Origin of the sequence: Streptomyces mutabilis (genome assembly GCF_046628145.1) — a bacterium.
In the GTDB taxonomy this organism is placed as follows: Bacteria; Actinomycetota; Actinomycetes; order Streptomycetales; family Streptomycetaceae; genus Streptomyces; species Streptomyces mutabilis.
The window spans coordinates 5047010-5073315 of record NZ_CP176874.1 but is presented as its reverse complement, the minus strand read 5'-3'; the positions used below and the strand labels follow the sequence as shown (position 1 = coordinate 5073315).

Below are 26306 nucleotides of genomic sequence, written 5' to 3'. Positions count from 1 at the left end.
CCGGCGGCTCACCTCAGCTTCGGGTCGAGGGCGTCGCGCACCGCGTCGCCGAGCATGATGAACGCGAGCACGGTGACGGCGAGGGCTCCGGAGGGCCAGAGCAGGGCGTGCGGGGCGTTGCGTACGTAGGGGGCGGCGGCGGAGATGTCGATGCCCCAGGAGACGCTGGGCGGCTTGAGGCCGACGCCGAGGAACGACAGGGTCGCCTCCAGGGAGATGTAGGTGCCGAGCGCGATGGTGGCGACGACGATGACGGGGGCGACGGCGTTGGGCGCGATGTGCCGCAGCAGGAGCCGGGAGTTGGAGGCGCCGAGCGCCCGCGCGGCCTGGACGTAGTCGTTCTGCTTGGCGGTGATGACGGAGCCGCGGGCGATGCGGGAGATCTGCGGCCAGCCGAGCAGCACGATGAAGCCGATGACCGGCCAGACGGTGTTGCTGGTGATGACGGAGAGCAGGACCAGGCCGCCGAGGACCACCGGGATGGCGAAGAAGACGTCCGTGATCCGGGAGAGGATCGCGTCGCCCGCGCCGCCGAAGAACCCTGCCAGCCCGCCGAGCACGCTCCCGAGGACCGCGACGCCGAGCGTGGCGAGGACGCCGACCGCCACCGACGTGCGGGCGCCGTAGACGGTGCGGGTGTAGACGTCGCAGCCCTGGCCGTTGAAGCCGAAGGGGTGACCGGACTGGGAGCCCTCCTGGGCCTTGGCCAGGTCGCACTTGAGGGGGCTGCCGGAGGCGATCAGGGACGGCCAGATGGAGATGACGATCAGGAAGAGGATCACCAGGGCCGAGATGATGAAGACGGGGTTGCGGCGCAGGTCGTGCCAGGCGTCGGACCAGAGGCTGCGCGGTTTGTCCTGGGGGCCGGTGCCGTCGGGGCTCTCCGGCGCCTTCTCCAGGGTGATGGCCTCGCTCGCGCCCAGGTCCATCTGCCCGCCCATGCCGGTGCCGGCGACGGCGCGCTCGGGCTCGTAGGGCTGCTGCTGGTCAGGCATAGCGGATCCTCGGGTCGAGTACGGCGTACAGGAGGTCGACGAGGAGGTTCGCGACGAGGAAGACCAGGACCAGGACGGTGACGAAGCCGACGACGGTCTGGGTGTTCTGGCGCAGGATGCCCTGGTAGAGCTGGTAGCCGACGCCGTGGATGTTGAAGATCCGCTCGGTGACGATGGCGCCGCCCATCAGGGCGCCGATGTCGGTGCCGATGAAGGTGACGACCGGGATCAGGGAGTTGCGCAGCAGGTGCCGGGTGATGACCCGGTGGCGGGGCAGGCCCTTGGCGATGGCGGTGCGGACGTAGTCGGAACGCCGGTTCTCCGCGATGGAGGTGCGGGTCAGGCGGGTGACGTACGCCAGGGAGACGGAGGCGAGGACCAGGCCGGGGACGATCAGCTCGCCGAAGGTCGCCTCGGTGGAGACGGCCGGGTCGATCCAGCCCCACTTGACGCCGAGCAGCAGCTGGAGCAGCAGGCCGGTGACGAAGGTGGGGACGGAGATGACGACGAGGGTCAGGAGCAGCACCCCGGTGTCGACGGGACGGCCGCGGCGCAGGCCGGTGACGACGCCGAGGATGATGCCGACCACGATCTCGAAGAGGATCGCCACGATGGTCAGCCGGATGGTGACCGGGAAGGCCGTACCCATCAGCTCGGTGACCGGCTGGCCGTTGAAGGCGGTGCCGAAGTCGCCGGTGAAGAGGTTGCCCATGTAGGTGGCGTACTGCTGCCACACGGGCTGGTCGAGGCCGAACTCGTGCCGCAGCCGCGCGGCCGTCGCCGGGTCGCACTCGCGGTCGCCGCAGAGCCCCGCGATGGGGTCGCCCATCACGTTGACCATCAGGAAGATCAGCAGCGTGGCCCCGATGAAGACCGGGATCATCTGGAGCAGCCGCCGGACGACGTAGCGTCCCATGGCGCCCCCTCAGCCGACCTTGATCTCGTTGTAGACCGGGACGCTGAACGGATTGAGCTCCACGTTCGACAGCCGGTCCGAGTAGCCCGCGCTGCCGTTCTGGTACCAGAGCGGGATGGCGCCCATCTCGTCCCGCAGGACCTCCTCGGCCTGCTGGAAGAGGCCGATGGCCTTGGCGGTGTCCGTCTCGGCGTTGGCCCGGTCGACGAGGTCGTCGAACTTCTCGTTGGACCACTTGCCGTCGTTGGAGGAGGCGTTGGTGTAGTAGAGCGGCTGGAGGAAGTTCTGGATGAGCGGGTAGTCCATCTGCCAGCCGGCGCGGAAGGGGCCGCTCATCTTCTGGTCGGTGATCTGGTTGCGGAAGTCGGCGAAGGTGCCGACCGGGTTGCCGACGCAGGCGCGGTCGTTGTCCAGGGCGTTGTTGATGGAGTTGCAGACCGCGTCGACCCACTGCTTGTGGGAGCCGGTGTCGGCGTTGTACGTGATCTTGACCTGGCCGCCGGGGAGGCCGCCGCCGTCCTTGATCAGCTGCTTGGCCTCGTCGGGCTTGAACTCGCAGGCCTCGCCGCACAGACCGGCCTTGTAGCCGCCGTCCTCGCCGAGGACGGGCGAGGTCCAGTCGGTGGCCGGGGTGCGGGTCTGCTGGAAGATCGTGTCGGTGATCTGCTTGCGGTCGATCGCCATGGACAGGCCCTTGCGGACCTTCTCGGAGCCGGGCTTGCTCCAGTCGTTGTCGTAGAACGGGAACGCGAGCGTCTGGATGATGCCGGCCGGGGTGTTGATGTACCGGTCGCCGAGGTCGCTCTTCACGTTCTTGAGCTGGGCGGCGGGGACGTCGTCGACGAGGTCGAGGTTGCCGGCCATCAGGTCGGTGTAGGCGGTGTTGTTGTCGGTGTAGACCTTGAGGTCGACGCCGCCGTTCTGCGCCTTGTCCGGGCCGGGGTACTGCTCCCACTTGCGCAGGGACATCTGGGAGCCGCGGGTGTAGTTGTCCACCATGTACGGGCCGTTGCCGATGGGCTTCTTCAACCAGGCGTCGTGGTCGTCGAAGAAGGCCCGGGGCAGCGGCGCGAAGGCCGGGTAGCCGAGGGTGTCGGGGAAGGTGGAGAACTTCTGGCTGAGCCTGACGGTGAAGGTGAGCGGCCCGGTGACCTTCAGCCCGGAGAGCGTGTCGGCGCTCTGCTCGCCGCTCTCGGGGTGCACCTTGTCGTAGCCGTCGATGTACGCGAAGAAGTACGCGTTGCGCTGGTTGTTCTTCAGACTGGCGCCGTAGTTCCAGGCGTCCACGAAGGACTGGGCGGTGACCTTCTCGCCGTTGGAGAAGGTCCAGCCGTCCTTGACGGTGACGGTGAAGTTCTGCGAGTCGGAGGTCTCGATCTTCTCGGCGAGCATGTCCTGTGCCTCGCCGGTCTTCGGGTCGTACTTCTTCAGCCCCCGGAAGATCATGTCGAGGACCTTGCCGCCCTGCACCTCGTTGGTGTTGGCCGGCTCCAGCGGGTTCTGCGGGTCGCCCCAGGAGGAGCTGAGCACCGCGCCGGCGTCTCCGCCGCCGCCACCGCCCCCGCCTCCGCAGGCCGTCGCCGCGAGGACTGCCGCCGCCGCGCAAGCGGCCCATTTGGCGTGCCTGACTCCGCGCATGGGGTGCCTCCTCGTGCCCTGACTCGTCCGGCTCTGCCACCGGCTCGTCCGCCGGCTCTTCCGCTGATCCATTACCGGCCAGCATCAGGGGGCGGGCACGAAAGCGCCTGTTCGTCCGTCCGTACGGGTACGGGACTGCTCCGGACGGGGGGGCCGGACACACGGGAACCGGGGCGGGAGCCCGTGCTCCCGCCCCGGTTCCGGGGTGCCGTGCCGGTGGCCGGCTCAGCCCTTGGCGACCTCCGTGTGGCCGCCCTCCTCCAGGGCCTTCAGCCCCGGGTCCATCACCACGTCCTCGGCCCGAGCCGCGATGGTGGGCTCCTCCGGGAAGTGGCACGCGGTCAGGTGGCCCGCCTTGCTGCCCTCGATGCGGACCAGCGGCGGCTCCTCCGTCGCGCACTTGTCCTGCGCCTTCCAGCACCGGGTACGGAACCGGCAGCCGGACGGCGGGGCGATCGGCGAGGGGACGTCGCCCTCCAGGCGGATGCGCTCCCTCTTGTCGCCGTCGATGTCGGCTTCCGGCACCGCGGACAGCAGCGCGTGGGTGTAGGGGTGCCGGGGCCGCGTGTAGATCGACTCGCGGTCCGCGATCTCCACGATCTTGCCGAGGTACATCACCGCGACGCGCTGCGAGAAGTGGCGCACGATCGCCAGGTCGTGGGCGATGAAGACGAACGCGATGCCCATCTCCCGCTGCACTTCCTGCAGCAGGTTCACCACCTGGGCCTGGATCGACACGTCCAGGGCCGAGACCGGCTCGTCGGCGACGATCAGCTTCGGCTCCAGGGCGACGGCGCGCGCGACACCGATGCGCTGGCGCTGACCGCCGGAGAACTCGTGCGGGAAGCGGTTGTAGTGCTCCGGGTTGAGACCGACGATCTCCAGGAGCTCCCGGACGCGCTTCTCACGGCCGCCGGGCGGGTTGATCCCGTTGATCTCCATCGGGCCGGAGATGATCGTGCCGACCGTCTGCCGCGGGTTCAGCGACGCGTACGGGTCCTGGAAGATCATCTGGATCTCGGACCTGATCGGCGCCAGCTGCCTGCGGCTGGCCCGGCTGATGTCCCGGCCCTTGTACTCGATGGTGCCCTGGGTGGGCTCGTACAGCCGGGTCAGCAGCCGGCCGGTCGTCGACTTGCCGCAGCCGGACTCACCGACCAGGCCGAGGCTCTCCCCGGGGTAGACCTCGAAGTCCACGCCGTCGACGGCCTTGACGTGGCCGACGGTGCGCTTGATCGGGAAGCCGCCCTTGATCGGGAAGTGCTTCGTCAGGCCGCTGACCTTGAGGAGCGGTCCGCCGTCGCCGTCCCGCTGCTGCGGGATCGGGTCGGCCACCGCCGTGGTCGTCTTGCTGTTGTCGCTCATGGTGATGCCCCAGTCGCCGGTTTCCGCTCAGCCCAGCCGGGGCTGAATCTTCTCGATGAACGCCTGCTGCCGCTGTTCCCCCGTCAGGTGACAGGCCGCGGCCCGCCCGGCGGCGAGCGCCGGCCGCTCACCGGAGCAACGGTCCCCGGACACCTTGTCGGTGAAGGCGCACCGCGGGTGGAACGCGCAGCCCGAGGGCGGGTTGAGCAGCGAGGGCGGCGACCCGGGAATGGGCAGCAGCGGCTCGTCCACGTCGGACGCGAGCCTCGGCATGGAGCCCAGCAGCCCCCAGGTGTACGGGTGCTGAGGCGTCTTGAGCACCTCGCGCACCGTCCCGCGCTCCACGGCCCGGCCCGCGTACATCACGAGGATGTCGTCGGCCATGTTGGCGACCACGCCGAGGTCGTGGGTGATCATGATGATGGCGGAGCCGAACTCCTGCTGCAGGTCCTTGAGCAGGTCGAGGATCTGCGCCTGCACCGTCACGTCGAGTGCCGTGGTCGGCTCGTCGGCGATGAGCAGGTCCGGGTCGCAGGCGAGCGCCATGGCGATCATGGCGCGCTGCCGCATACCGCCGGAGAACTGGTGCGGGTAGTCGTCGACCCGCTTCTGCGGGTGCGGGATGCCGACCTTCTCCAGGAGGTCGATGGCGCGCACCCGGGCGTCCTTCTTGGAGGCGCCGGTGTGCTTCATGAACGGCTCGCCGATCTGCCGGCCGACCGTGTAGTACGGCGACAGCGCGGTCAGCGCGTCCTGGAAGATCATCGCCATCTTCTTGCCGCGCAGCGTCTCCAGCTGCTTCTCACCGGCGTCGGTCAGTTCCTGGCCGTCCAGCTTGATCGACCCGTCGATGGCGGTCTTCCGGCGGTCGTGCAGGCCGAGGACGGCCAGGTTGGTCACCGACTTGCCGGAGCCGGACTCGCCCACGATGCCGAGGGTCTTGCCGCGCTCGAGGTCGAAGGAGAGCCCGTCCACCGCCTTGACGACGCCGCCCTCGGTGGAGAAGTGGACCTTGAGGTCGCGCACCGAGAGGAAGGCGTCCCCCGCCGCGGCGGCAGCGGCCTCTTCGGGCTTGGTCTGAGTGGTCACGGTGGTTCTCCTAGGACAGGCGCACGCGCGGGTCGATGACGGCGTACAGGGCGTCCACGATCAGGTTGAAGACGATGATGAGCGCGGCACTGACGAGCATGACGCCCATCAGCATCGGCAGGTCCTTGTTGGTCACGGAGTCCAGCGCGAGCCGGCCGATCCCGGCCAGGCCGAACGTCATCTCCGTGACCATGCCGCCGCCCATGAGCGCCGACAGGTCGATGCCGAGGATGGTGACGATGGGGATGAGGGAACCGCGCCAGGCGTAGCGGAAGAAGGTGTAGTTGCCCGACATGCCCTTGGCGCGGGCCGCTCTCACATGCTCTTCCTGTAGCTGCTCGATCATCGACGAGCGGCTCATCCGGGTGTAGTTGGCGGTGAAGATGGTCGCCATGACGAGCCAGGGGATCAGCAGACCCATGAACCAGCCGCCGAGGTCCTCGGAGAAGGGCACGTACTTCGGCTTGTCCAGCCAGCCGGTGCTGTACACGAACGCCAGCAGCACGAGCGGGCCGAGGAAGTAGATCTGCAGGGAGCTGACGACCAGCGACCCCGAGCTGAACACCTTGTCGATCCAGGTACCGCGGTTCTTGGCCGCCAGCATGCCGGCGCCGAGACCGAGGATGAGGAAGACGACCAGGCTGCCCACGGTCAGCGAGATGGTCAGCGGGAAGCGGTCGAGGATCGTGTCCCAGACGTTCTGGTCGTTGGCGAAGGAGACACCGAAGCAGGGGGCGGGACAGTGTCCGACGGCGAAGTCGCGGCCGGCGAAGATGCCGACCATGAAGTCCCAGTACTGGACGGTGACCGGCTTGTCGAGGCCCAGGTTCTTGTGGATGATCGCCAGTGCGTCCGGAGTGCAGTTCTTGCCACAGGCCAGCATGGCCGGGTCCTGCGGGATCGCGAAGAACATGAAGAACGTGAACGCACTGATCAGCAGGAGGATCAGCGCCGCGCCGAACGTCCGGCGAATGAGGAATTGAAGCATGGCAGACAGCTGCTCTCAGGACGGCGGCAGTCGGGTGGGAGGTCTGGGAGGGGTACGGGCCCGGTGGTGGGCGCTCCGCCGCGCGCCCACCACCGGTTCTCCGACCTGGCGGATTACTTCTTCAGGAAGATCCGGGTGACGTCCACGTAGCTCGAGTCGGAGCTGTAGCGGATGCCGCCGATGTTCGAACCGAAGATCTGGAAGACCTTGGTGTAGTAGATCGGCGCGGCCGGGTTGATCTTCTCCGAGATGTACTTGGACAGCTCGGACCAGGCCTTGGTGGCCTCGTCCATGTCCGTGATCTTCTCGATCCGCTTGATCTCGGAGTTCACGTGGTCATCGTTGATGTGCGAGTAGTTCGACGCACCGTCCTGGATCTGCGTGCCGTCGTAGGACGGCGGGATGACCGTGGAGGCGGACGGCCAGTCCTGGCCCCAGCCGGTCATGTAGAGGTCGTAGCCGTTCTTGACCTTGCCGACCTGCTCGTACCAGGTGGCGGAGTCGATCTCCTTCTTCTGGATGTCCAGACCGATCTTCTCCAGCGCGTCGGCGATCAGGACGGCCTGCTTCTGGCGGGTCGGCGTGTTGCCGTAGGCGTAGACGAGGCTCTTGCCCTCGAAGCCGCCTTCCTTGATCAGCTTCTTGGCGGCCTCGATGTCACCGTTGGGCTTCTTGTGGCGCTCGAAGGGGTCGAACGTCTCGTCGTAGCCCGGAGTCGTGGGCGACATCAGCGAGTTGGCGACCTCACCGCCGTACGCACCACCGTCGGCCTTGTAGACCGAGTCGGAGGGCAGCGCCAGGGTGATGGCATCGCGGAGCTTCTTGTCCTTGATGCGGTCCATGTTGAAGTTCAGCTGCCACACGTAGGGCGCGTAGCCCTGGATGGTGCGCTTCATCGCCTCCTTGTTGCTCACCACCTGCTGGAGCTGGGTGGTGGCGACCTGACCCGTGAACATCATGGCGTTCTTGGCTTCGCCCTGGTCGGCGAGGAGGGTCTTGGTCTGGTCCTCGTCGTCGTGGTTCATCGAGATGTTGAACCCGTCGACGTACTGGTGACGCACGGAGTCGGACTTCGGGTCCCACTGGTCGTTCTTGACCAGCGTCATGGACTTGCCGGGCTTGAAGTCGGAGATCTTGTACGGGCCGACGGCGACCGGGTCGGAGTCGTACTTCGCCTTGGTGTCCGTCTCCTCCGGGACGACGCTGTAACCGGGCATGGTCAGCATCTGCGGGAGGTCGGGGCGCGCTTCCTTGAAGTGGAAGACGACCGTCTTGTCGTCCGGCGTCTCGAGGACGGAGTCGGGCAGGTGCTTGCCCTTGTCCGGACCCTCGTACGCGTCGCGGTAGGTGGTGCCGGCGCCGGACAGCCACTGCTGCAGGTAGGTCGGGCCGTCGGTGATGTAGTCCGAGTACAGGCGCTCGATCGTGTTGCGGATGTCCGCAGCGTTGATCGGGTTGCCGTTCTCGTCCTTCAGGTTGTCCTTGAGGGTGTACGTCCAGGTCTTGCCGCCGTCCGACGACTTGCCCGCGTCGGTGGCGAGGTCGCCCACGACGGTCAGGTTGCCCTGGTCGTCCTCGGAGTACTGGGTCAGGCCGCGGAAGATGAGGCGGCTGAGCAGCTTGCCGTCCGAGACGTAGATCTGGCCCGGGTCCAGGTGCGAGAAGTCCGCCTCCTGGTAGACCGTCGCGACACCGCCCGGCTTGGCGCCCGGAACCTCGGGGGCCGGACCGGTCGACGCCTGGGCGTCACCGATCTGGACCGGCTTCGACTGCGACTTGGCGTCCTCCTTGGTCTTGCTCTTGTCCTGGGAGGAGCTGTCGCTGCCGCCACCACCGCAGGCGGTGAGAGTCAGTGCGCCGGCCGCGACCGCGACTATCGCGGCCGTGGCGGTGCGGTTACGGAAGATGCTCATAGGGACGAATCCACCTGCCTGTGAGTAGTGAACACTGCTGGTGCTTGGCCGGGGCCGGGCTGAGCGGCGCCGAACCGGCCGGGCGGGGGTGTGGGGGGATTCCCCTGGGGGATCAGCGGCTCGACTTGGGATCGAAGGCGTCCCGCACCGAGTCGCCGAGGAGGTTGAAGGCCACCATGAAGACCACCATGGCCACTCCGGGGAAGAGCATGTAGTAGGGGTCCTGCTCGACGATGCCGGCACCGATGGCGAACATCCGTCCCCAGTCAGGCGTGGGCTCGACGTAGCCGACACCCACGAAGGAGAGGAACGCGATGCTCAGGATGGTGCTCGGCAGCGTCAGCGTCGCCTGTACCAGCGTGGGGGTGACGATGTTGGGCAGCAGTTCCTTGCGGATGATGCGCCAGGGCGAGGCCCCGGAGATGCGCGCCGCTTCCACGAACTCCCGGTCGCGCAGGGAGAGGGTGGCGCCGCGGACGATGCGGGCCATGCTCATCCAGCCCAGGAAGGACAGGACGATGATGATGGCACAGGCCCGCACGTAGGTGGGGGTCTCCTTGTCGGGGGCGACGAAGACCGTGGTGATGACGGGCATCGCGGCCACGAAGAACAGCTGGCTGGGCAGCGCCATGAAGAAGTCGGTCACCCGGCCGAGCCAGTAGTCGACCTTCCCGCCGAAGTAGCCGCCGGTGAGACCGATCAGCACGCCCAGGATGGTCATGATGAGGGTCGCGGCCAGCGCGGTGGCGATCGAGTTGCGCATGCCGTAGAGCAGCTGCGTGAACACGTCGCGGCCCAGGCCCGGTTCGATGCCGAACCAGAACTCGCCGTCGATACCGCCGAAGGGCGCCGCCGGCATGGTGAACATGTCGAGCAGCTCGGGCCGCTCCTGCCCGTAGAGCGTGTACGGGTCCTTGCCGTAGATCTTCGAGATCAGCGGCGCCGCCGCGGAGATCACGAGGAAGAACAGGACGACGCACGCGGAGATCACGCCGGCGCGGTCGCGCTTGAAGCGCGCCCACATCAACTGCCCCGGCTTCTGCCCCACCGGCTCCTTCGGCTTGTCGGCGTCGCCCTTCGGCGCGCTCTCCTTGTCCAAGACGGAAGAGGCTTCAGCACCCTCAAGCTCGATTGGACTCGTCATGATTCGTCCGTTTCACAGGTTGGAGGTCGTCGGGGGCGCACTGCGGTCCGACGGCCTTCGCACGGCGTACGTCATTCGCAGCGCGCGAGGGGAACAACGACGGAGGGGCGTCACCACCCCTGGGGAACCCTGGGCTCGCGGTCGGGGCCTACCGACCGACGGGCCTGGTCGTCAAGGGAGTTCGCGACGTCGCGTCGCTACCGCAACCACCGTGACGGCACAGGACGCGCCCGCGGGGCCTACAGCCGCCATCGGGGACGATGCGACCCATATGGCGCTTGTGGCACCTCGCATGGGTTCCTCCTCATGAATCCGCTGGTTCACCGCAAAGAGGAGCACACGACACATCCCGGCCACCTCGCGGTGCCTGAATTCGTCTGGTGCCCCCGCGCTCGCGAGCCTTCGCCATCAGCGCGTGACCCGTTCATCCGAGCTCTACGCGCCTAACTATCTGCCATTCTCGGGGGAACGAACCACACTCTTGAGGTCTCGGTTCGATCACAGATAGAGGCCAGACCTTTCAAAATCCGGACAAAGGGTTTGGTGAGAGATCACTGCGAAACGGACTTGTTACACATCTGGCGGTGGTCACTGTCCGCATAACGAACGCCGCTGTGACGAAAAGTGATTGCGCGTAACGCGTCCGCAGTGCAGAGTCCCGTGCAGGACTGTCCTGCGTTCGACACACGCCGCGCCGGCGGGCCGGGCGGAATGCTTCCGCGGAGATTAGTGCGATTCCAGCCCTTCGAGGACGTCCGGCCTCCGAATCGAGGGTTTTCCCTACGGGTTGGCCCCTGACCGACAGGCTGTGCGTGCGGCCGACCAAGCGAAACGGCACCGGGCACCACGCGTGATGCGTGGTGCCCGGTGCCGTTGTCCGGACGGGCTGTCAGCAGTGCCCGGCGCGGGGTCAGCCGTGCTTGGCGCGGCTCGCGGCGCGGGCGCGCTCGCGGGCGTCCAGGTTCACCTTGCGGATGCGCACGGCCTCCGGGGTCACCTCGACGCACTCGTCGTCGCGGCAGAACTCCAGCGACTGCTCCAGCGACAGCTTGCGCGGCGGGACGATCGACTCGGTCACATCGGCCGTGGACGACCGCATGTTGGTGAGCTTCTTCTCCTTGGTGATGTTGACGTCCATGTCGTCGGCGCGGGAGTTCTCGCCGACGATCATGCCCTCGTACACCTCGGTGCCGGGCTCGGTGAAGAGCACGCCGCGCTCCTGAAGGTTCGTCATCGCGAACGCGGTGACGGCACCGGCGCGGTCGGCGACCAGCGAGCCGTTGTTGCGCGTCTGCAGCGTGCCGAACCACGGCTCGTGGCCCTCGTGGATCGAGTGGGCGATGCCGGTGCCGCGCGTCTGGGTCAGGAACTCCGTCCGGAATCCGATCAGGCCGCGGGACGGCACCACGAACTCCATGCGGACCCAGCCCGAGCCGTGGTTGGACATGTTGTCCATCCGGCCCTTGCGCACGCCCATCAGCTGCGTGACCGCGCCCATGTGCTCCTCGGGCACGTCGATCGTCATGCGCTCGACGGGCTCGTGGACCTTGCCGTCGATCTCCTTGGTGACGACCTGCGGCTTGCCGATGGTCAGCTCGAAGCCCTCGCGGCGCATCTGCTCGACCAGGATGGCCAGTGCCAGCTCACCGCGGCCCTGCACCTCCCAGGCGTCCGGCCGCTCGGTGTCCAGGACGCGGAGCGAGACGTTGCCGATCAGCTCGCGGTCCAGGCGGTCCTTGACCTGGCGGGCGGTGACCTTGCGGTCCTTGACGGCCGCCTTGTTGTCCGCGCCCTTGCCGGTGGCGCCGCGGCCGACCAGCGGGGAGGTGTTGGTGCCGATCACCATGGAGATCGCGGGCTCGTCCACCGTGATCAGCGGCAGCGGGACCGGGTTCTCCTGGTCGGCCAGGGTCTCGCCGATCATGATGTCGGGGATGCCGGCGACCGCGCAGATGTCACCGGGGCCGGCCTTCTCGGCGGGCTTGCGGGTGAGCGCCTCGGTCATCATCAGCTCGGAGATGCGCACGTTGCTCACCGAGCCGTCGCGCTTCATCCAGGCGACCGTCTGGCCCTTCTTCAGCTCGCCCTGGTGCACGCGCAGCAGGGCGATGCGGCCGAGGAAGTTGTCGGCGTCGAGGTTGGTGACGTGCGCCTGGAGCGGGGCGTCCTCGTCGTAGGTCGGGGCCGGGATGTGTTCCAGGATGGTGGAGAAGAACGGCTCCAGGTTGGTGGAGTCCGCGGGGACCGTGCCGTCGTCGGGCTTGGTGAGGGAGGCGACGCCGTCCCGGCCGCAGGCGTAGACGATCGGGAACTCGATCTGCTCCTCGTCGGCGTCGAGGTCGAGGAAGAGGTCGTAGGTCTCGTTGACGACCTCGTCGATCCGGGCGTCCGGACGGTCCGTCTTGTTGATGCACAGGATGATCGGCAGACGCTGGTGGAGCGCCTTGCGCAGCACGAAGCGGGTCTGCGGCAGCGGGCCCTCGGAGGCGTCCACGAGGAGCACGACGCCGTCGACCATCGACAGACCGCGCTCGACCTCGCCGCCGAAGTCGGCGTGGCCGGGGGTGTCGATGATGTTGATCGTGATCGGGTCCCCGCCGTCCTTCGGGTGGTACTTCACCGCGGTGTTCTTGGCGAGGATCGTGATGCCCTTCTCACGCTCCAGGTCGTTCGAGTCCATCATGCGGTCGTCGACGGAGTCGAGCTGGTGCGCGGCGAAGGCACCGGCCTGCTTGAGCATTCCGTCGACGATGGTGGTCTTGCCGTGGTCGACGTGGGCGACGATGGCGACGTTGCGGATGTCGTGGCGCGTGGCCATAGTGAGGCGTACTCCCGGAGGTGTGAGGTCGGCCTCGCGTACGTCCGTGTCACGCGGGCCTGCCGGGCGGTACATGCCACGGCCTCACCCCATGGTACGGGGCCCCGGGGGCTGCGGCTTGCCGGGGCGGGGGCGCACCGGACGGGGACGCCCCGTCACGACGACGGGCTCGCCGGGGCCTCGGCGCCCCGCGCGCCCTTCTTCAGGAAGCCCATGTCCTCGTAGACCGGGGTCTCGAAACCGAAGGCGCCGGCGTTGGCGAGGTTCTCGCGGGCCGCCACGAGCTGGGGGCGCTGGTAGAGGGGGACGGAGCCGGCCGCCGCCCAGATCCGGGAGTCGGCCTTGCGCAGCAGGTCGCGGGCCTTGTCCTGGTCCAGCGTGCCCATGGCCTGGTCGAAGAGCTGGTCGACCTGGTCGGTGCCGACCCGGGTGTAGTTCTGCGCGACGTTCAGGGAGCCGTCGGCGGCCGGGACGGGCTTGGCGTAGATGGGGCGGGCGTCGGTGGCGGGGAAGGCGGAGGCGGGCCAGGAGTAGAGGGCCAGGTCGTACTCGCCGGAGGCGACGTGGTCCTTGAAGTAGCTCTCGTCCGGGACCTTGGTGATCTCGGTGCCGATGCCGATCTTCTCCAGCATGTCCGAGATCCGGTCGGCCACGGTGCGCAGGGCCCGGGAGCCGGGGCCGGAGGGGAGCACGAAGCGGAGGGTGAGCGCCTTGCCGTCCTTGGCGACGGGGGCCGCCGCGGCGCCGGCCGGTGCGGCGGTGCCCTTGGGGGCGTAGGCGCCGGGTGCCCCGCCCTGCGCGGTGTTCTTCCCGCTGCTGTGCTTCTCGCCGCTCTCCTGGTCGGTGCCGTCCTTCCCCTTCTCGTCCTCCCCGTCCGCGTTCTTGTCGTCCTCGCCGACGATGTACGTCCCGTCGTCGCCGCCGTCGGACTTCTTCCCGTCCTCGTCGTCCTCGGACTTCTCCGCGCCGGCCGCCTCCTCGCCGTCCTCGGTCTTCTTCACCGGCCCGCCGGGCACCCACCCGGCGTCCGCGAGGAGCGCGCGGGCCTCCTTGGCGTCCTGTTCGCCGAGGGCTCCGCTGCCGTCGGCGTAGGCGGGCTGGCCGGAGAGCGCGAGGTGGCTGCCCACCGGCTCGGCGGGCAGGCCCAGCGGCTTCAGCACCGCCTCGGCCAGCTTCTCCCGGTCCAGGGCGCGGGCCACGGCGCGGCGGACGCGTTCGTCGGCGAGGGGGTCGTCGGCGCCGTTGAGGGCGAGCTGGGTGTAGGCGGGCTCCAGCGACTTGCGGACCTCGAAGCCGCTCAGGGCCTTGCGCCGGCGCTCCTGCTTGGCCTCGGCCTTGCGCCGCTTCTCACGGGCGAGGGTCTCCTCCTCGGCGGCCTCCTCGTCGGAGCCGTTGGCGATCGCCCAGGAGCGCAGCGCCTCGGCGGCGGACCGGCCCTGCGGCCCGGGCAGCGCGGAGCCGCCCGAGCCCGGGGCCGGGGTGCCGTCCGGGCCCATGAGCGGGGTGCCGGTGCCGGCGTCCCGGGGGCCGGCGGCCTGGGCGACCTGCTCGGCGGTGTCCGGATCGATCTCGGCCAGGTCGAGCTTTCCGGCGATCAGCTCGGAGACCCGCTCGTCGCGCGGCACGGAGCGCAGGACGATCTTGTCCAGCTTGGCCGGCTCCCCCCACCAGCGCGGATTGCCGGTGAGAACCAGCTCGTCGGCCTTGGTGTCGACCTTCTCGACGGCGAAGGGGCCGGCGGTGACCTTGAGCGTCCGCCGGGCGCCGTCGTTGAAGGCGTCCGGGGTGCCCATGACCTCCTTCGGGTACAGCGGCGTGAACAGCGACTTCCAGTCGGCGTAGGGACGGCTGAAGGTGACCCTGACCTCCAGGTCGCTCGCCCCGCGCTCGATCTTCTCGATGCGGTCGTAGCCGGCGTTGCGGGCGGTCCAGTAGGCGCTGTCCTTGCCGGACAGGGCACGCCACTGGGCGGCGAAGTCGGCGGCGCCGATCTCCCGGCCGTCGCTCCAGACCGCCTGCTGGTTGAGCTTGTAGACCACGACCTGCTTGGGCTCGGTCTCGACGACCTTCGCCGATTCCAGGTAGTCGGGGTTGCGCCGCGGGCTGCCGGTCTCGTCCATCCGGTACATCGAGGGCAGCACGGCCTGCGCGACGCGGGTGGTGGTGGCGTCGGCGTCCGACTGGAAGGCGTTCAGCGTGTCCGGTACGGAGTCCACCGCCCAGCGCAGGGTGCCGCCGTCGGCGATCCGGGCGCGGGCCGCGGCGGCGACGTCCTGTTCGGCGAGGGGCTTGCCCGCCGGGTCCTCGGAGGTGCAGCCGGCCAGCGCGGGGACCGCGAGCACGCCCGCGGTGAGGAAGGCGACCGAGCGCATGACCGCACGCGGTCCGACGCGGACGTGGGACATCTCTGCTACCTCCGGAAGGCCGCGAGCATGGTGAGCACAGGACGGTGCCTGGATGACCTGGGATGCGGGGTATAGGGGATATGCGGTATTTGGAGTTGATCATTTGTATCCCCGGACGGGGATGCGGCCACTGAAGAGGAAACGGTTCGGCCACGCCGGGAGACACGGCGGTGACGGTGCGTAAGCTCACCCGTGCGGCGCAACGCCACCCTCGATGCACCGACACGCCCCGGCCAATCGCTGCACGTCCCTTCCCAGCGACAGGTGTGACGCGCGACACTCTCAGGCGCATGAACGTCACCACCAGGGCCGGCCCGTGCCGCGTCCGGCGGAAGCGAGGTCACGTCATGTCCGTGCACGACGACCTGTCATCGATCCAACGCAGTCTCGACGACCTGTCCCGGTCGGTGGCCCGGCTGGAACAGCGGCTGGGCAGCGGCGGCCTGGAGGTCCGCCGGGTCCGCACCGACGCCGACCACCTGCGCGAGAGCGTCGCGCTGCTGCGGGCGGCGGCGGCCGCACCGGACGCGCCCAGGCGTGCGGACCTCGTCACGATTCCCGACACGCCGTACGACGGCTCGCTGTGGACGGACTCGGACGACGAGGGCCTCGGCGCCCGCGACCGCCGCGCCCCCTGAACCGACCCGACCTACCGGAGTCGCCCAGTGGCCACTGGTACGGAACCCCCAGCCACCGACCCCCGTCCCCCGGGCGGCGGCGTCCACACCCCGACGCGCGCCGCAATCCGCGCCCCGCACCTGCGCACCGACCGCTGGTGGCTGGCACCGGCCGCCACCGCCGCCGGCCTGCTGGCTTTCGTCGTCTACTCGACCTGGCGGGCCTTCGCCAACGCGGACTACTACGCGGCCCCCTATGTCTCGCCCTTCTACTCCCCCTGCCTGGCGGAGAACTGCGAGCCGATGCGCGCGGGGCCCAACTGGGAGATCTTCGGCAGCTGGTGGGGCTTCTCCCCCGCGATCATCATCCTGATCTTCCCCCTCGGCTTCCGCCTGACCTGCTACTACTACCGCAAGGCCTACTACCGGGGCTTCTGGGCGTCGCCGCCGGCCTGCGCGGTGGCCGAGCCGCACAAGAAGTACACCGGCGAGACCCGCTTCCCGCTGATCCTGCAGAACCTCCACCGGTACTTCTTCTACGCCGCCCTCCTGGTCGCGCTGATCCTCACCTACGACACCGTGCTCGCCTTCCGCGACGAGCACTACGCGTGGGGCCACATGGGGCTGGGCACCCTGGTCTTCCTCGCCAATATCGTGCTGATCTGGGCGTACACCCTCTCCTGCCACTCCTGCCGGCACATCGTCGGCGGCAAGCTCAAGCACTTCTCCCGGCACCCCGTGCGCTACCGGATGTGGCAGCTGGTCGGGAAGCTCAACGCCCGGCACATGCAGCTCGCCTGGGCATCGCTGGTGAGCGTGGCGCTCGCGGACTTCTACGTGTACCTGGTCGCGTCCGGTGCCTTCGACGATCCGCGCTTCTTCTGACGAGTTCCGATGAGTGAGGCCTTCTGATGTCCGTGGTCGACCGGCAGGAATGGGACGTCGTCGTGGTGGGCGCGGGCGGCGCCGGGCTGCGCGCCGCGATCGAGGCCCGCGAGCGGGGCGCCCGTACGGCCGTGATCTGCAAGTCGCTGTTCGGCAAGGCGCACACGGTGATGGCCGAGGGCGGCATCGCGGCCGCCATGGGCAACGCCAACTCCGGCGACAACTGGCAGGTCCACTTCCGCGACACCATGCGCGGCGGCAAGTTCCTCAACCAGTGGCGGATGGCCGAGCTGCACGCCCAGGAGGCCCCGCAGCGCGTGTGGGAGCTGGAGACCTGGGGCGCGCTGTTCGACCGTACGGAGGACGGCCGGATCTCGCAGCGCAACTTCGGCGGCCACGAGTACCCGCGCCTCGCCCACGTCGGCGACCGTACGGGCCTGGAGCTGATCCGCACCCTCCAGCAGAAGGTCGTCTCGCTCCAGCAGGAGGACTTCCGGGAGACCGGTGACCACGAGTCCCGTCTGAAGGTCCTCCAGGAGTGCACGGTCACCCGGGTGCTCAAGGAGGGCGGGAAGGTCTCCGGCGTCTTCGGCTACGAGCGGGAGACCGGCCGCTTCTTCGTGCTGGAGGCGCCCTCGGTGGTGATCGCCACCGGCGGCATCGGCAAGTCCTTCAAGGTGACCTCGAACTCGTGGGAGTACACCGGCGACGGCCACGCGCTGGCGCTGCTGGCCGGGGCGCCGCTGCTGAACATGGAGTTCGTTCAGTTCCACCCGACGGGCATGGTCTGGCCGCCGTCCGTGAAGGGCATCCTCGTCACGGAGTCGGTGCGCGGTGACGGCGGGGTGCTCAGGAACTCCGAAGGCAAGAGGTTCATGTTCGACTACGTCCCCGATGTCTTCAAGGACAAGTACGCGGTGACGGAGGAGGAGGCCGACCGCTGGTACGACGACCCGGACCGCAACCGGCGTCCGCCCGAACTTCTCCCCCGCGACGAGGTCGCCCGCGCGATCAACGCCGAGGTGAAGGAGGGCCGGGGCTCCCCGCACGGCGGCGTCTTCCTCGACGTCTCGACCCGGATGCCGGCCGACGTGATCAAACGCCGGCTGCCGTCCATGTACCACCAGTTCAAGGAGCTGGCCGACGTCGACATCACGGCCGAGCCGATGGAGGTCGGGCCCACCTGCCACTACGTGATGGGCGGCATCGCGGTCGACTCCGACACGGCCGCCGCGCGCGGGGTGCCGGGCCTGTTCGCGGCCGGTGAGGTGGCCGGCGGCATGCACGGTTCCAACCGGCTGGGCGGGAACTCTCTCTCCGACCTGCTGGTGTTCGGGCGCCGGGCGGGCCGGCACGCCGCCGAGTACGCGGCGGAGCAAAGCGACGGGGCGCGCCCACGCGTGGCGGACGCCCAGGTCGACGCCGCCGCGGCGGAGGCGCTGCGCCCGTTCTCGGCGGAGGCGGAGGCCGAGGAGCCCGGCGACGGCCCGCCGGAGAACCCGTACGCCCTCCACCAGGAACTCCAGCAGACCATGAACGACCTGGTCGGCATCATCCGCCGCGAGCCGGAGATGAAGCAGGCCCTTGAGAAGCTGGCGGAGCTGCGGGTACGGGCCCGCCGGGCCGGGGTGGAGGGGCACCGGCAGTTCAACCCCGGCTGGCACCTCGCCCTGGACCTGCGCAACATGCTGCTGGTCAGCGAGTGCGTGGCGCGGGCCGCGCTGGAGCGCACCGAGTCGCGCGGCGGGCACACCCGCGAGGACCACGCGGCGATGGACCGCGCCTGGCGCAACGTCAACCTGCTGTGCGCGTTGACCGATCCCACGGGAGGCCTCGCGGCCACCGACCCGGTGCGCGGCCAGATCGCGCTCACCCGTGAGCGAACCGAACCCATCCGTCCCGACCTGCTCGCCCTCTTCGAGAAGGAGGAGCTGGTCAAGTACCTCGCCGAAGAGGAGCTGTCCCGATGAGCGGCTACGAGGCCCGCTTCAAGGTGTGGCGGGGTGACGTGCAGGGCGGTGGTCTGGAGGACTTCCGCGTCGAGGTGAACGACGGCGAGGTGGTCCTCGACATCATCCACCGCCTCCAGGCCACCCAGGCGCCGGATCTCGCCGTGCGCTGGAACTGCAAGGCGGGCAAGTGCGGTTCGTGCTCCGCGGAGATCAACGGGCGTCCGCGGCTGCTGTGCATGACCCGTATGTCCGTCTTCACCCGCGAGGAGACGATCACCGTCACGCCCCTGCGTGCCTTCCCGGTCGTCCGCGACCTGGTCACGGACGTCGGCTTCAACTACACCAAGGCGCGCGAGATCCCGGCGTTCGTGCCGCCCGCCGAACTGGGGCCGGGCGAGTACCGGATGATGCAGGAGGACGTCGACCGCTCGCAGGAGTTCCGCAAGTGCATCGAGTGCTTCCTGTGTCAGGACACCTGCCATGTCGTCCGTGACCACGAGGAGAACAAGCCGGCCTTCGCGGGCCCGCGGTTCCTGATGCGCGTCGCCGAACTGGACATGCACCCGCTGGACGCGGCCGAGGCCACCGGCCTGGACCGCGGTCGCACGGCCCAGGACGAGCACGGCCTCGGCTACTGCAACATCACCAAGTGCTGCACGGAGGTCTGCCCCGAAGGCATCAAGATCACGGACAACGCGCTGATCCCGCTGAAGGAGAGGGCCGTGGACCGCAAGTACGACCCGCTGGTGTGGCTGGGATCGAAGATCCGGCGCCGGTCCTAATCCGTGTTCTGGCGGACCCAGCCCTCGCGGTACTCCTTCCAGTTCGTCTCCGTCGCCGCGAAGTCGATGTACGGGGCGACCCCGAAGAGCTTCCGGTCGGCGTCCGTCCGGGACAGCCCGAGGCGGACGCCGCGGACGGCGGCTTCGACGGTCTCGGCGTGGCCCCAGTGGTCGAAGTTGCTCTCGTGGTAGAAGGGCAGGCCCATCAGCAGGTGGGTGGTGGGCGGGGTGACCTCCAGGGCGAGGGAGGTCTGCTGGGCGACGTAGCCGCCGTAGGTGCCCTCCAGCGGCTGCGCGGTGTCGTACGTCATCACGGCGATCTGGTCGACGCGGCGGGCGACCTGGCCGAAGAACTCCTGCGACCACCACTTGGGGTTCTCGGTGAAGACGCCGAAGACGGTGTGCAGGGCGGGCAGCGGGTCGATCTGGTGGGCGGCCACGGACAGCCGCGCGCCCCGGGCGCGGGTGACGGCGCGCAGGTCGTCCAGGAGGGAGAGGTAGTCGCGGTCGCCGGAGTGCAGGGGCTCCAGGTCGAGGTGGACGCCGTCGTAACCGGCGTCGAGCACCTGGCGGGCCGAGGCGACGACGGCGGCGCGGGTGTCGGCCCTGTCCAGACGCATGCCGTCGGGGCCCTCGGTGACGAGGACGTCGCCGAGGAAGGCCTGGACGCGGACGCCGGGCAGTTCGCGGTGCACGGCGTCGATCAGCCAGCGGGCCTTGGGGTAGCGGGCCTTCGGCAGAGTGCCGTCGTGTTCCAGCGGGCCGGTGTGGACGTACAGGTCGCGGATGCCGGTGGTCTTCAGGCGGGCGGCGAAGGCGGTGAGGTCCGCGTCGTCCTTGCGGCCGTCGACCCAGGCGTGGCCGAGCCACATCGCGTCGCGGTTCCTGGTGTGGGTGCCGTCCGCGGGGTCGCCCATGTAGTTGACGCGCAGGGCCGTCTCGGCGGTGAGGAGGGGGAGGAGCAGGACCAGGAAGGCGGCCAGGACGATACGGCGTGTGCGACGGAGCCGCTTCCTCTTCTGCTGTGGGAGCTGGTCGCCGTCGGCGGCTTTCGGATCGGGATTCGGTTCGGGTCTCGGTCCGGGTCCCGGTCCGGGATTCGGCTCGGGTCTCGGTCCGGGTCTCGGTTCGGGTCCCGGTCCGGGATTCGGTTCGGGTCTCGGTCCGGTGTCTCTCGGCTCCGTGTCCGCCACGGTGTCCCCTCCCTGCGGCCGTCCCCGGTCGCGATGGCCGGTTTCCGCGCATACGCTCGAACGTGTTGCCGCCGAGGACGACTCGAACCGGTGTTCCGGTTGCGGTCGGGGGTGCGTGGCGGTGATCTCCGCCGATCTGGTGCCGCCCCTGGCCACGGCCGGGGCGGCCCTGCTGCTGGCCGGGTGCAGCCGCGTGCGCCGCACCCGGCGGGCCCGAACCCGTACGACTCCGGGCCGGGTCAGAACAGGCTCAGCAACGCCTCCGCCGGGTCGGTGAGCTGGGTGTCGCCGCCCGGCAGCGGCAGCTCGAACCACACCGTCTTGCCGCGCGGCGTACGGCGCGATCCCCAGGCCGCGCTGAGCAGGCCGACCAGTTGCAGGCCGCGGCCGCCCTCGTCGGTGTCGCGGGCACGGCGCCGGCGGGGCTGCACCAGGCCGGAGTCCCAGACCTCGCAGACCAGGGTGCGGTCGAGGAGGAGACGGAGCCTGATCTCGCCCTCGCCGTACCTCAGGGCGTTGGTGACCAGTTCGCTGACGAGCAGTTCCGTCGTGTCGACCAGCGGTTCCATGCCCCAGTCGAGCAGCTTGGCGCGGGCCAGCTCGCGGGCCCGGCCGACGCTGCGCGGCTCGCGGGGCAGGGTCCAGTCGCCGACGGACTCGCTGGGCAGACCCTGGACGCGGGCCATCAGCAGGGCGATGTCGTCCTCGCCGTGGTGGCTGTCGAGGGTGTTGAGGACCTGGTCGCAGACGTCCTCCAGCGGGCGCGTGGGGTCGGTGAGCGCGCCGACGAACGCCTGGAGGCCCTCGTCGAGGGGGTGGTCGCGGCTCTCGACCAGGCCGTCGGTGTAGAGGGCGAGCAGGGCGCCCTCGGGCAGTTCGACCTCCACCTCCTCGAACGGCTCCCCGCCCACGCCGAGCGGCAGGCCCGGCGGTACGTCCAGCATCAGCGCGGACTCGCCGGGCTCGACCAGGACGGGCGGCAGGTGGCCCGCGTTGGCGAAGGTGCAGCGCCTGGTCACCGAGTCGTAGACGGCGTAGACGCAGGTGGCGAGGTAGACCTCGGAAAGGTCGGCCTCGCGGGGGCGGCGGGCGGCCCGGGTGGCCTGCTGGACGCCCCCGGGCGCGCCGAGGCCGCGGGCGATCTCGTCCAGCTGGGAGAGGACTTCGGCCGGTTCGAGGTCGAGGCCGGCCAGGGTGCGGACGGCGGTGCGCAGTTCGCCCATGGCGACGGCGGCGCGCAGGCCGCGGCCCATGACGTCGCCGACGACCAGCGCGGTGCGGTGTCCGGGCAGTTCGATGACGTCGAACCAGTCTCCGCCGACCTCGCTGGGCCGGCCGGTGGCCGCGTTGCCGGGCAGGTAGCGGCAGGCGATGTCGAGGCCGGACGCCTCGGGGTCGCCGGGCGGGAGCAGGGAGCGCTGCAGTATCAGCGCGCGTTCGTGCTCGCGCCGGTAGAGGCGGGCGTTGTCGATGCAGACGGCGGCGCGGGCGGCGAGTTCCACGGCGAGGTCGCGGTCCCGGTCGCCGAAGGGCTCGCTGCCCTTGGTGCGGGCGAACTGGGCGAGTCCGACGACGGTGTCGTGGGCGACCATCGGCACGGCGAGCGTGGACTGCACGAGGCCGCCGTCCTCGGCGGGGACGGTGCGCGGACGGGCGGTGCGCAGGGCGTCCGCGCAGGGCGAGTTGAACGGGTAGTGGTGGACGGCGCCGAGCTTGACCCGTTCGCCGGTGCCGTGGAACGGCGCGTCGGACACGGCGCTGGAGAAGGCCACGCGGCGCAGCTCCGCGCTGCCGTCGGCGAGGCCGGGCGGGGTCTCGTCGCCCACCAGCAGGCCCTGGTAGAGGTCGACGGTGGCCAGGTCGCAGAAGCCGGGGACGACGACGCCGAGGAGTTCCCGGGCGGTGGTCTCCAGGTCGAGGGAGTTGCCGATGCGGGCGCCCGCCTCGTTGAGGAGGGCCAGGTTGCGCCGGGCGGCGGCGGCCTCGCGGGCGGCCTCTCGGCGGGCGGTGATGTCGGTGCCGAGCCAGGCGACGCCGATGGGACGGCCGGAACCGCTGTGCACGCGGTAGAGGTTGACCGACCAGTGGCGGCGCTCCTCGGTGCCCGGGGCGAAGCCGGTGACGTGCATGTCGGTGATGGAGTCGCCGGTCTCCAGCACCCGGCGCAGGGTCGCGGAGACCCGGTCGGCCTCGGCGCGCGGCAGGTAGTCGTGGACGCCCTTGCCGCGGTGGTCGTCGGGGGTGCCGCCGAAGACGGAGGCGAACCGCTCGTTGGCGCGTCGCACCCTGAGGTCGAGGTCGATCAGCAGGAAGCCGAACGGAGACTGGCCGAATATGGCCTGCGAGGCGGCGAGGTCGGTCTCGATGCTGCGCAGCACCCGGACGTCGACGACGATGCAGACGGCGGCCTTCTCCCCGTCCTCGGTGCGCGTCGGCATGACGTACACCTCGGCGAGTCCGCGCTGTCCGCGTCGGCCGCCGTCTCCGGCACGGCCGTCCGGCACCCGGAAGGGGACCACGCCGGTCCACTCGCGGCCGTCGAGGATCTCCGCCATCTTGCGCTGGCCCCGTTCCCGCAGGTCGGGGTCGATGAACGCTTCGATGGGGTCGGTGCCGACGGCCTGTTCGGCCCGGATGCCGAGCAGTTGCTCGGCACGCAGGCTCCACTGGTCGACGAGACCGTCGGGGCCGATGGAGAAGGACGCGACCTTGATGTAGTCGTAGATGGAGCCGGGCGGGCTGCTCTGCCACACCGCGTCACCGAACGGCGCGCCGTCCGACGGGCCCTCGGACTCCGTGGCCCTCGCTGGTATCTCGCTCACGCGAACCGTCCCCTCCAGCTCACCGCATCCGGCACCGGTCACCGGAGGCGGCTGCCCGCAGTATCCAGCACTACGGCGCCGCACGACACGGTGTTCACGATCACAGCACGGTCCCGATGCTTTTCGGTCCGGACCGTGACAACACTTCCAGTCTTCTAACCAGCGGACACGGCATCGAATCACGCAGTTCGACAACTGCCACTGGCCTGAACCGGTTGGTCGGCGGAAAACGGAGCGTCACCCGGTCATTCGGGCACCGCCAGTTCGAACCAGACCGTCTTGCCCACCTCTCCGGGCCGGGTCCCCCAGCGGCGCGCGGAGGAGGCCACGAGTTGCAGCCCTCGGCCGTCCTCGTCCCCCGGCCGGGCGACGCGGGTGCGGGGCAGGTCCGGAAGCGGGTCGGAGACCTCCACCAGCAGGACGCCGTCCGGCCCGGCCCGGCGGCGTACCAGGCGGACGCCGATGGGCCCGGTGGCGTGCCGCAGGGCGTTGGTGACCAGCTCGCTGACCAGGAGGGCGGCGATGTCGCCGATGTCGTCGAGATCCCATCCCCGGAGGGTGCCGCGGACGAGTGAGCGGGCGGTCCGCACGGCGTCCGGCGCCGCGGGAAAGACCCACTCGGCACAGCCGCCTTCGCTGTCGATCACGCCGATCACTTCCCCGGCCGGCGACCCCCACCCATGTCCGGTTTCGTGGGGTTAATGGGCACATACCCGATTCCCGGGTGCCGGTACCGTCGACGAGGGCGCACAGTCGCACTCACGGCGCACGAGGCGCTCGCGCCGGGTCGTTCTCACGCGCCCCGCGCGTCCGTAGCCTCCAGTCCCAGGTGGGAGAGCGCCCGCTCGACGGCCGGTACGTCCTGGTCGAGCCACGGCACGTCCCAGATCTCGGCGGGGGTGAGCCAGCGCAGGTCGTCGTGGTCCTCGAGCGGCGCGGGGGCCGCGGAGCCGGGGAGCAGGCGTGCGGTCCACACGTGCAGGACGTAGGGGGAGCGCAGGGGCCACTGCCCAGGGACCCGCTCACCGGGCTCCGCCGTGACGCCCAGCTCCTCGCGCAGCTCGCGCACGAGTGCCGCCTCGGGCGTCTCCCCCGCCTCGACCTTGCCGCCGGGCAGCTCCCAGCGTCCGGCCAGCTCCGCCGGTGCGCTGCGGCGCGCGGCGAGCAGGCGTCCGCCGTCGACCAGGGCGGCGCCCACCACGATCCGTTCCGTCATGGGCGGGAGCCTACGGCTCATTCCGGGGGCGACGGCCCACCGGTCCCGTCGGCCGGGTGCGCGGTCCGGCCGCCCGGCGCGGTCACTCGGGCCGGCACGGTCAGTCCGCCGCGCCCCTGCCGTTCGGGCCGAGCTTCTCCACCCAGTAGAGCTGCTGGTGGCCGCGACCGTCGAGGGTGTCCGCGATCTTCTGGGCCTCGGCCCGGGTCGCGTACCGGCCCACGCGGTAGCGGTTGCCGTTGTCGTCCTGCCGGAACACCAGCCAGGGGAGAGTCACCGTGCCGTCGTTCATCGCGCCCCTCCACTTCCCGTCCACGGCCCGCGCCGCGCCCCGCCCGCTAAGGAAACCGCAATCCGCATATGCCCGAGCCTACGCCTAACCTTCACGCAGCGAATACGGCTTTACACAAAGAGGTACCCAACCGGCCAGAACGCAGGGGGCGCACGATACGGAACGCGCCGTCCGCGCTCCGACGCTTCGGGTCGAAGGCATGCCGACGACGCGAGGGCGACCTGCGGGAACGGCCGGATCACGGCCCCGCAGGATGCCGACGAGGGATGCGGAAGTCCGTACGGACACGGAAAAGGGGCGCGGGGGGGCGCACGAGAGGCGTGCGCCATCTCACACCACCGGGTACGCGCGAACTCCCCCGGCGGCGCCGCTACTTGACCGGCGGGCACTACCCCTGCCCGACCGGTCGGCGGTACGCCCGCCTGACCGGCCGGTGGTACGCCCGCTCGACCGGCAGGTGGTACGCCCGCCTGACCGACAGGCGGTACGCCTACTTGACCGGCAGGTGGTACGCCACCCGGTAACGGTCGGCGGGGACGACCACGTCGGCCGTCTCCACGGCCCGGCCCGAGGCGTAGAAGGTGCGCTGGATGGCCAGGACCACGTGACCGGGGACGCCGCCCAGCGCGAGCAGTTCCTCCGCGAGGCCGGGACGGGCGCCGACCTCCTCGGTCACGTTGTCGACGACGACGTCGATGGCGGCCATCCGCTCGACGACGCCCATGCCGCCGAGCGGACCCTCCTCGGGCAGCATCACCGGCGTCCGGCCGGTGAGGTCCAGCGGCTCCCAGGAGGTGGAGAGCATCATGGCCTCGCCGCCCTCCCGGAAGACGTACCGCGTGCACATCACCCGGTCCCCGGGCTTGATCCCGAGCCGCTCGGCGACGGCGCCGCTAGCCTCGGCCTGCTCGCTGCGCGACTCCCAGGTGCCGCGCGCCTCGCCGTCGGCCTGCTCCTGCCGGAAGGGCGTGGCGCCGCCCGCCGGCCGGAACCCGGAGCGGGCGACGCGCCGGGGCACGGGCCGCTCGCGCACATACGTCCCGGACCCGGAGCGGCCCTCGACCAGCCCCTCGGCCATCAGCACCTTGCGCGCCTCCAGAGCCACGGTGTCCGAGACGCCGTACTCCTCGCGGATCCGCGCCTGGGACGGAAGGCGGGTGTGGGGCGGCAGCAGTCCGTCGGTGATCTTCTTGCGGAGATCGCCCGCGACGCGGAGATACGCCGGCTGCTCACCGAATGTCACTGGCCGCTCCCATCAGGTTGTACAGACAGCAAC

Annotated in this window: 20 protein-coding genes; 4 read left to right on the top strand and 16 right to left on the bottom strand. The window is 70.0% G+C overall.

Annotated features, from left to right (window positions below; translation table 11 throughout):
• Window positions 1–8 precede the first annotated feature (8 nt).
• From ACLIN4_RS23005 to ACLIN4_RS22960, 10 genes are all read right to left on the bottom strand, one after another.
• A complete protein-coding gene (locus tag ACLIN4_RS23005; RefSeq protein WP_179342330.1) occupies window positions 9–995 on the bottom strand; it encodes an ABC transporter permease in 987 nt (328 codons plus the stop codon).
• Window positions 988–1911, bottom strand: a complete 924-nt coding sequence (locus tag ACLIN4_RS23000) for an ABC transporter permease (RefSeq protein WP_100046216.1) — start codon at window positions 1909–1911, stop codon at window positions 988–990. The genes ACLIN4_RS23005 and ACLIN4_RS23000 overlap by 8 nt, the downstream gene beginning before the upstream one ends.
• 9 nt (window positions 1912–1920) lie before the next feature.
• Window positions 1921–3549, bottom strand: coding sequence for a peptide ABC transporter substrate-binding protein (locus tag ACLIN4_RS22995; RefSeq protein WP_100046215.1), 1629 nt, complete (start codon window positions 3547–3549; stop codon window positions 1921–1923).
• Window positions 3550–3774: 225 nt separating this feature from the next.
• On the bottom strand, window positions 3775–4914 hold the full coding sequence (locus ACLIN4_RS22990) for an ABC transporter ATP-binding protein (RefSeq protein WP_100046214.1): 1140 nt from the start codon (window positions 4912–4914) through the stop codon (window positions 3775–3777).
• A gap of 27 nt (window positions 4915–4941) precedes the next feature.
• Entirely contained in the window at window positions 4942–6003 is a 1062-nt protein-coding gene (locus tag ACLIN4_RS22985; RefSeq protein WP_107476888.1) for an ABC transporter ATP-binding protein, read from the bottom strand.
• A gap of 10 nt (window positions 6004–6013) precedes the next feature.
• A complete protein-coding gene (locus ACLIN4_RS22980) occupies window positions 6014–6991 on the bottom strand; it encodes an ABC transporter permease (protein ID WP_100046212.1) in 978 nt (325 codons plus the stop codon).
• Window positions 6992–7104: 113 nt separating this feature from the next.
• Window positions 7105–8904: an ABC transporter substrate-binding protein gene (locus tag ACLIN4_RS22975; RefSeq protein ID WP_107476889.1), complete on the bottom strand. Its 1800-nt coding sequence runs from the start codon at window positions 8902–8904 to the stop codon at window positions 7105–7107.
• A 112-nt stretch (window positions 8905–9016) separates the two neighbouring features.
• Window positions 9017–10048 (bottom strand): ABC transporter permease, encoded by a 1032-nt coding sequence (locus tag ACLIN4_RS22970; protein WP_100046210.1) that lies wholly within the window; start codon window positions 10046–10048, stop codon window positions 9017–9019.
• Window positions 10049–10958: 910 nt separating this feature from the next.
• Window positions 10959–12866: a translational GTPase TypA gene (gene typA / locus ACLIN4_RS22965; RefSeq protein WP_100046209.1), complete on the bottom strand. Its 1908-nt coding sequence runs from the start codon at window positions 12864–12866 to the stop codon at window positions 10959–10961.
• Window positions 12867–13021: 155 nt separating this feature from the next.
• Window positions 13022–15271: an ABC transporter substrate-binding protein gene (locus ACLIN4_RS22960; protein ID WP_411576161.1), complete on the bottom strand. Its 2250-nt coding sequence runs from the start codon at window positions 15269–15271 to the stop codon at window positions 13022–13024.
• 347 nt (window positions 15272–15618) lie between these two features.
• Between ACLIN4_RS22960 and ACLIN4_RS22955 the strand changes: the two genes are divergently transcribed.
• From ACLIN4_RS22955 to ACLIN4_RS22940, 4 genes are read left to right on the top strand one after another with little or no spacing between them, the layout of a single operon-like run.
• Window positions 15619–15909 carry a hypothetical protein gene (locus ACLIN4_RS22955; protein WP_100046220.1) on the top strand — a complete coding sequence of 97 codons (291 nt, stop codon included), beginning with the start codon at window positions 15619–15621 and terminating at the stop codon, window positions 15907–15909.
• A 27-nt stretch (window positions 15910–15936) separates the two neighbouring features.
• Window positions 15937–16773 carry a hypothetical protein gene (locus tag ACLIN4_RS22950; RefSeq protein WP_411576160.1) on the top strand — a complete coding sequence of 279 codons (837 nt, stop codon included), beginning with the start codon at window positions 15937–15939 and terminating at the stop codon, window positions 16771–16773.
• A 26-nt stretch (window positions 16774–16799) separates the two neighbouring features.
• Window positions 16800–18743, top strand: a complete 1944-nt coding sequence (locus ACLIN4_RS22945) for a fumarate reductase/succinate dehydrogenase flavoprotein subunit (protein ID WP_411576159.1) — start codon at window positions 16800–16802, stop codon at window positions 18741–18743.
• A complete protein-coding gene (locus tag ACLIN4_RS22940) occupies window positions 18740–19507 on the top strand; it encodes a succinate dehydrogenase/fumarate reductase iron-sulfur subunit (protein ID WP_107476891.1) in 768 nt (255 codons plus the stop codon). The genes ACLIN4_RS22945 and ACLIN4_RS22940 overlap by 4 nt, the downstream gene beginning before the upstream one ends.
• On the opposite strand, the gene ACLIN4_RS22935 is transcribed toward ACLIN4_RS22940, so the two are convergent.
• From ACLIN4_RS22935 to ACLIN4_RS22910, 6 genes are all read right to left on the bottom strand, one after another.
• Window positions 19504–20700, bottom strand: a complete 1197-nt coding sequence (locus ACLIN4_RS22935; RefSeq protein WP_289904220.1) for a hypothetical protein — start codon at window positions 20698–20700, stop codon at window positions 19504–19506. The genes ACLIN4_RS22940 and ACLIN4_RS22935 overlap by 4 nt on opposite strands.
• A 239-nt stretch (window positions 20701–20939) precedes the next feature.
• The gene (locus tag ACLIN4_RS22930) at window positions 20940–23522 is read right to left on the bottom strand and encodes a SpoIIE family protein phosphatase (protein WP_100046203.1); all 2583 of its coding nucleotides are present in this window, start codon (window positions 23520–23522) and stop codon (window positions 20940–20942) included.
• 245 nt (window positions 23523–23767) lie between these two features.
• Entirely contained in the window at window positions 23768–24178 is a 411-nt protein-coding gene (locus tag ACLIN4_RS22925) for an ATP-binding protein (RefSeq protein WP_289904224.1), read from the bottom strand.
• A gap of 137 nt (window positions 24179–24315) precedes the next feature.
• Window positions 24316–24738 (bottom strand): (deoxy)nucleoside triphosphate pyrophosphohydrolase, encoded by a 423-nt coding sequence (locus tag ACLIN4_RS22920; RefSeq protein WP_107476893.1) that lies wholly within the window; start codon window positions 24736–24738, stop codon window positions 24316–24318.
• Between the two features lie 100 nt (window positions 24739–24838).
• Window positions 24839–25030 carry an SPOR domain-containing protein gene (locus tag ACLIN4_RS22915; RefSeq protein ID WP_100046200.1) on the bottom strand — a complete coding sequence of 64 codons (192 nt, stop codon included), beginning with the start codon at window positions 25028–25030 and terminating at the stop codon, window positions 24839–24841.
• Between the two features lie 490 nt (window positions 25031–25520).
• Window positions 25521–26273, bottom strand: a complete 753-nt coding sequence (locus ACLIN4_RS22910) for a GntR family transcriptional regulator (protein ID WP_100046199.1) — start codon at window positions 26271–26273, stop codon at window positions 25521–25523.
• Between the last annotated feature and the right edge of the window lie 33 nt (window positions 26274–26306).

What these genes read in the sequence shown, in the direction of transcription:
- ACLIN4_RS23005 (WP_179342330.1), bottom strand. Translation starts at nt 995, where the DNA reads ATGCCTGACCAGCAGCAGCCCTACGAGCCCGAGCGCGCCGTCGCCGGC.
- ACLIN4_RS23000 (WP_100046216.1), bottom strand. Translation starts at nt 1,911, where the DNA reads ATGGGACGCTACGTCGTCCGGCGGCTGCTCCAGATGATCCCGGTCTTC.
- ACLIN4_RS22995 (WP_100046215.1), bottom strand. Translation starts at nt 3,549, where the DNA reads ATGCGCGGAGTCAGGCACGCCAAATGGGCCGCTTGCGCGGCGGCGGCA.
- ACLIN4_RS22990 (WP_100046214.1), bottom strand. Translation starts at nt 4,914, where the DNA reads ATGAGCGACAACAGCAAGACGACCACGGCGGTGGCCGACCCGATCCCG.
- ACLIN4_RS22980 (WP_100046212.1), bottom strand. Translation starts at nt 6,991, where the DNA reads ATGCTTCAATTCCTCATTCGCCGGACGTTCGGCGCGGCGCTGATCCTC.
- ACLIN4_RS22975 (WP_107476889.1), bottom strand. Translation starts at nt 8,904, where the DNA reads ATGAGCATCTTCCGTAACCGCACCGCCACGGCCGCGATAGTCGCGGTC.
- ACLIN4_RS22970 (WP_100046210.1), bottom strand. Translation starts at nt 10,048, where the DNA reads ATGACGAGTCCAATCGAGCTTGAGGGTGCTGAAGCCTCTTCCGTCTTG.
- typA (WP_100046209.1), bottom strand. Translation starts at nt 12,866, where the DNA reads ATGGCCACGCGCCACGACATCCGCAACGTCGCCATCGTCGCCCACGTC.
- ACLIN4_RS22960 (WP_411576161.1), bottom strand. Translation starts at nt 15,271, where the DNA reads ATGTCCCACGTCCGCGTCGGACCGCGTGCGGTCATGCGCTCGGTCGCC.
- ACLIN4_RS22955 (WP_100046220.1), top strand. Translation starts at nt 15,619, where the DNA reads ATGTCCGTGCACGACGACCTGTCATCGATCCAACGCAGTCTCGACGAC.
- ACLIN4_RS22945 (WP_411576159.1), top strand. Translation starts at nt 16,800, where the DNA reads ATGTCCGTGGTCGACCGGCAGGAATGGGACGTCGTCGTGGTGGGCGCG.
- ACLIN4_RS22940 (WP_107476891.1), top strand. Translation starts at nt 18,740, where the DNA reads ATGAGCGGCTACGAGGCCCGCTTCAAGGTGTGGCGGGGTGACGTGCAG.
- ACLIN4_RS22920 (WP_107476893.1), bottom strand. Translation starts at nt 24,738, where the DNA reads ATGACGGAACGGATCGTGGTGGGCGCCGCCCTGGTCGACGGCGGACGC.
- ACLIN4_RS22915 (WP_100046200.1), bottom strand. Translation starts at nt 25,030, where the DNA reads ATGAACGACGGCACGGTGACTCTCCCCTGGCTGGTGTTCCGGCAGGAC.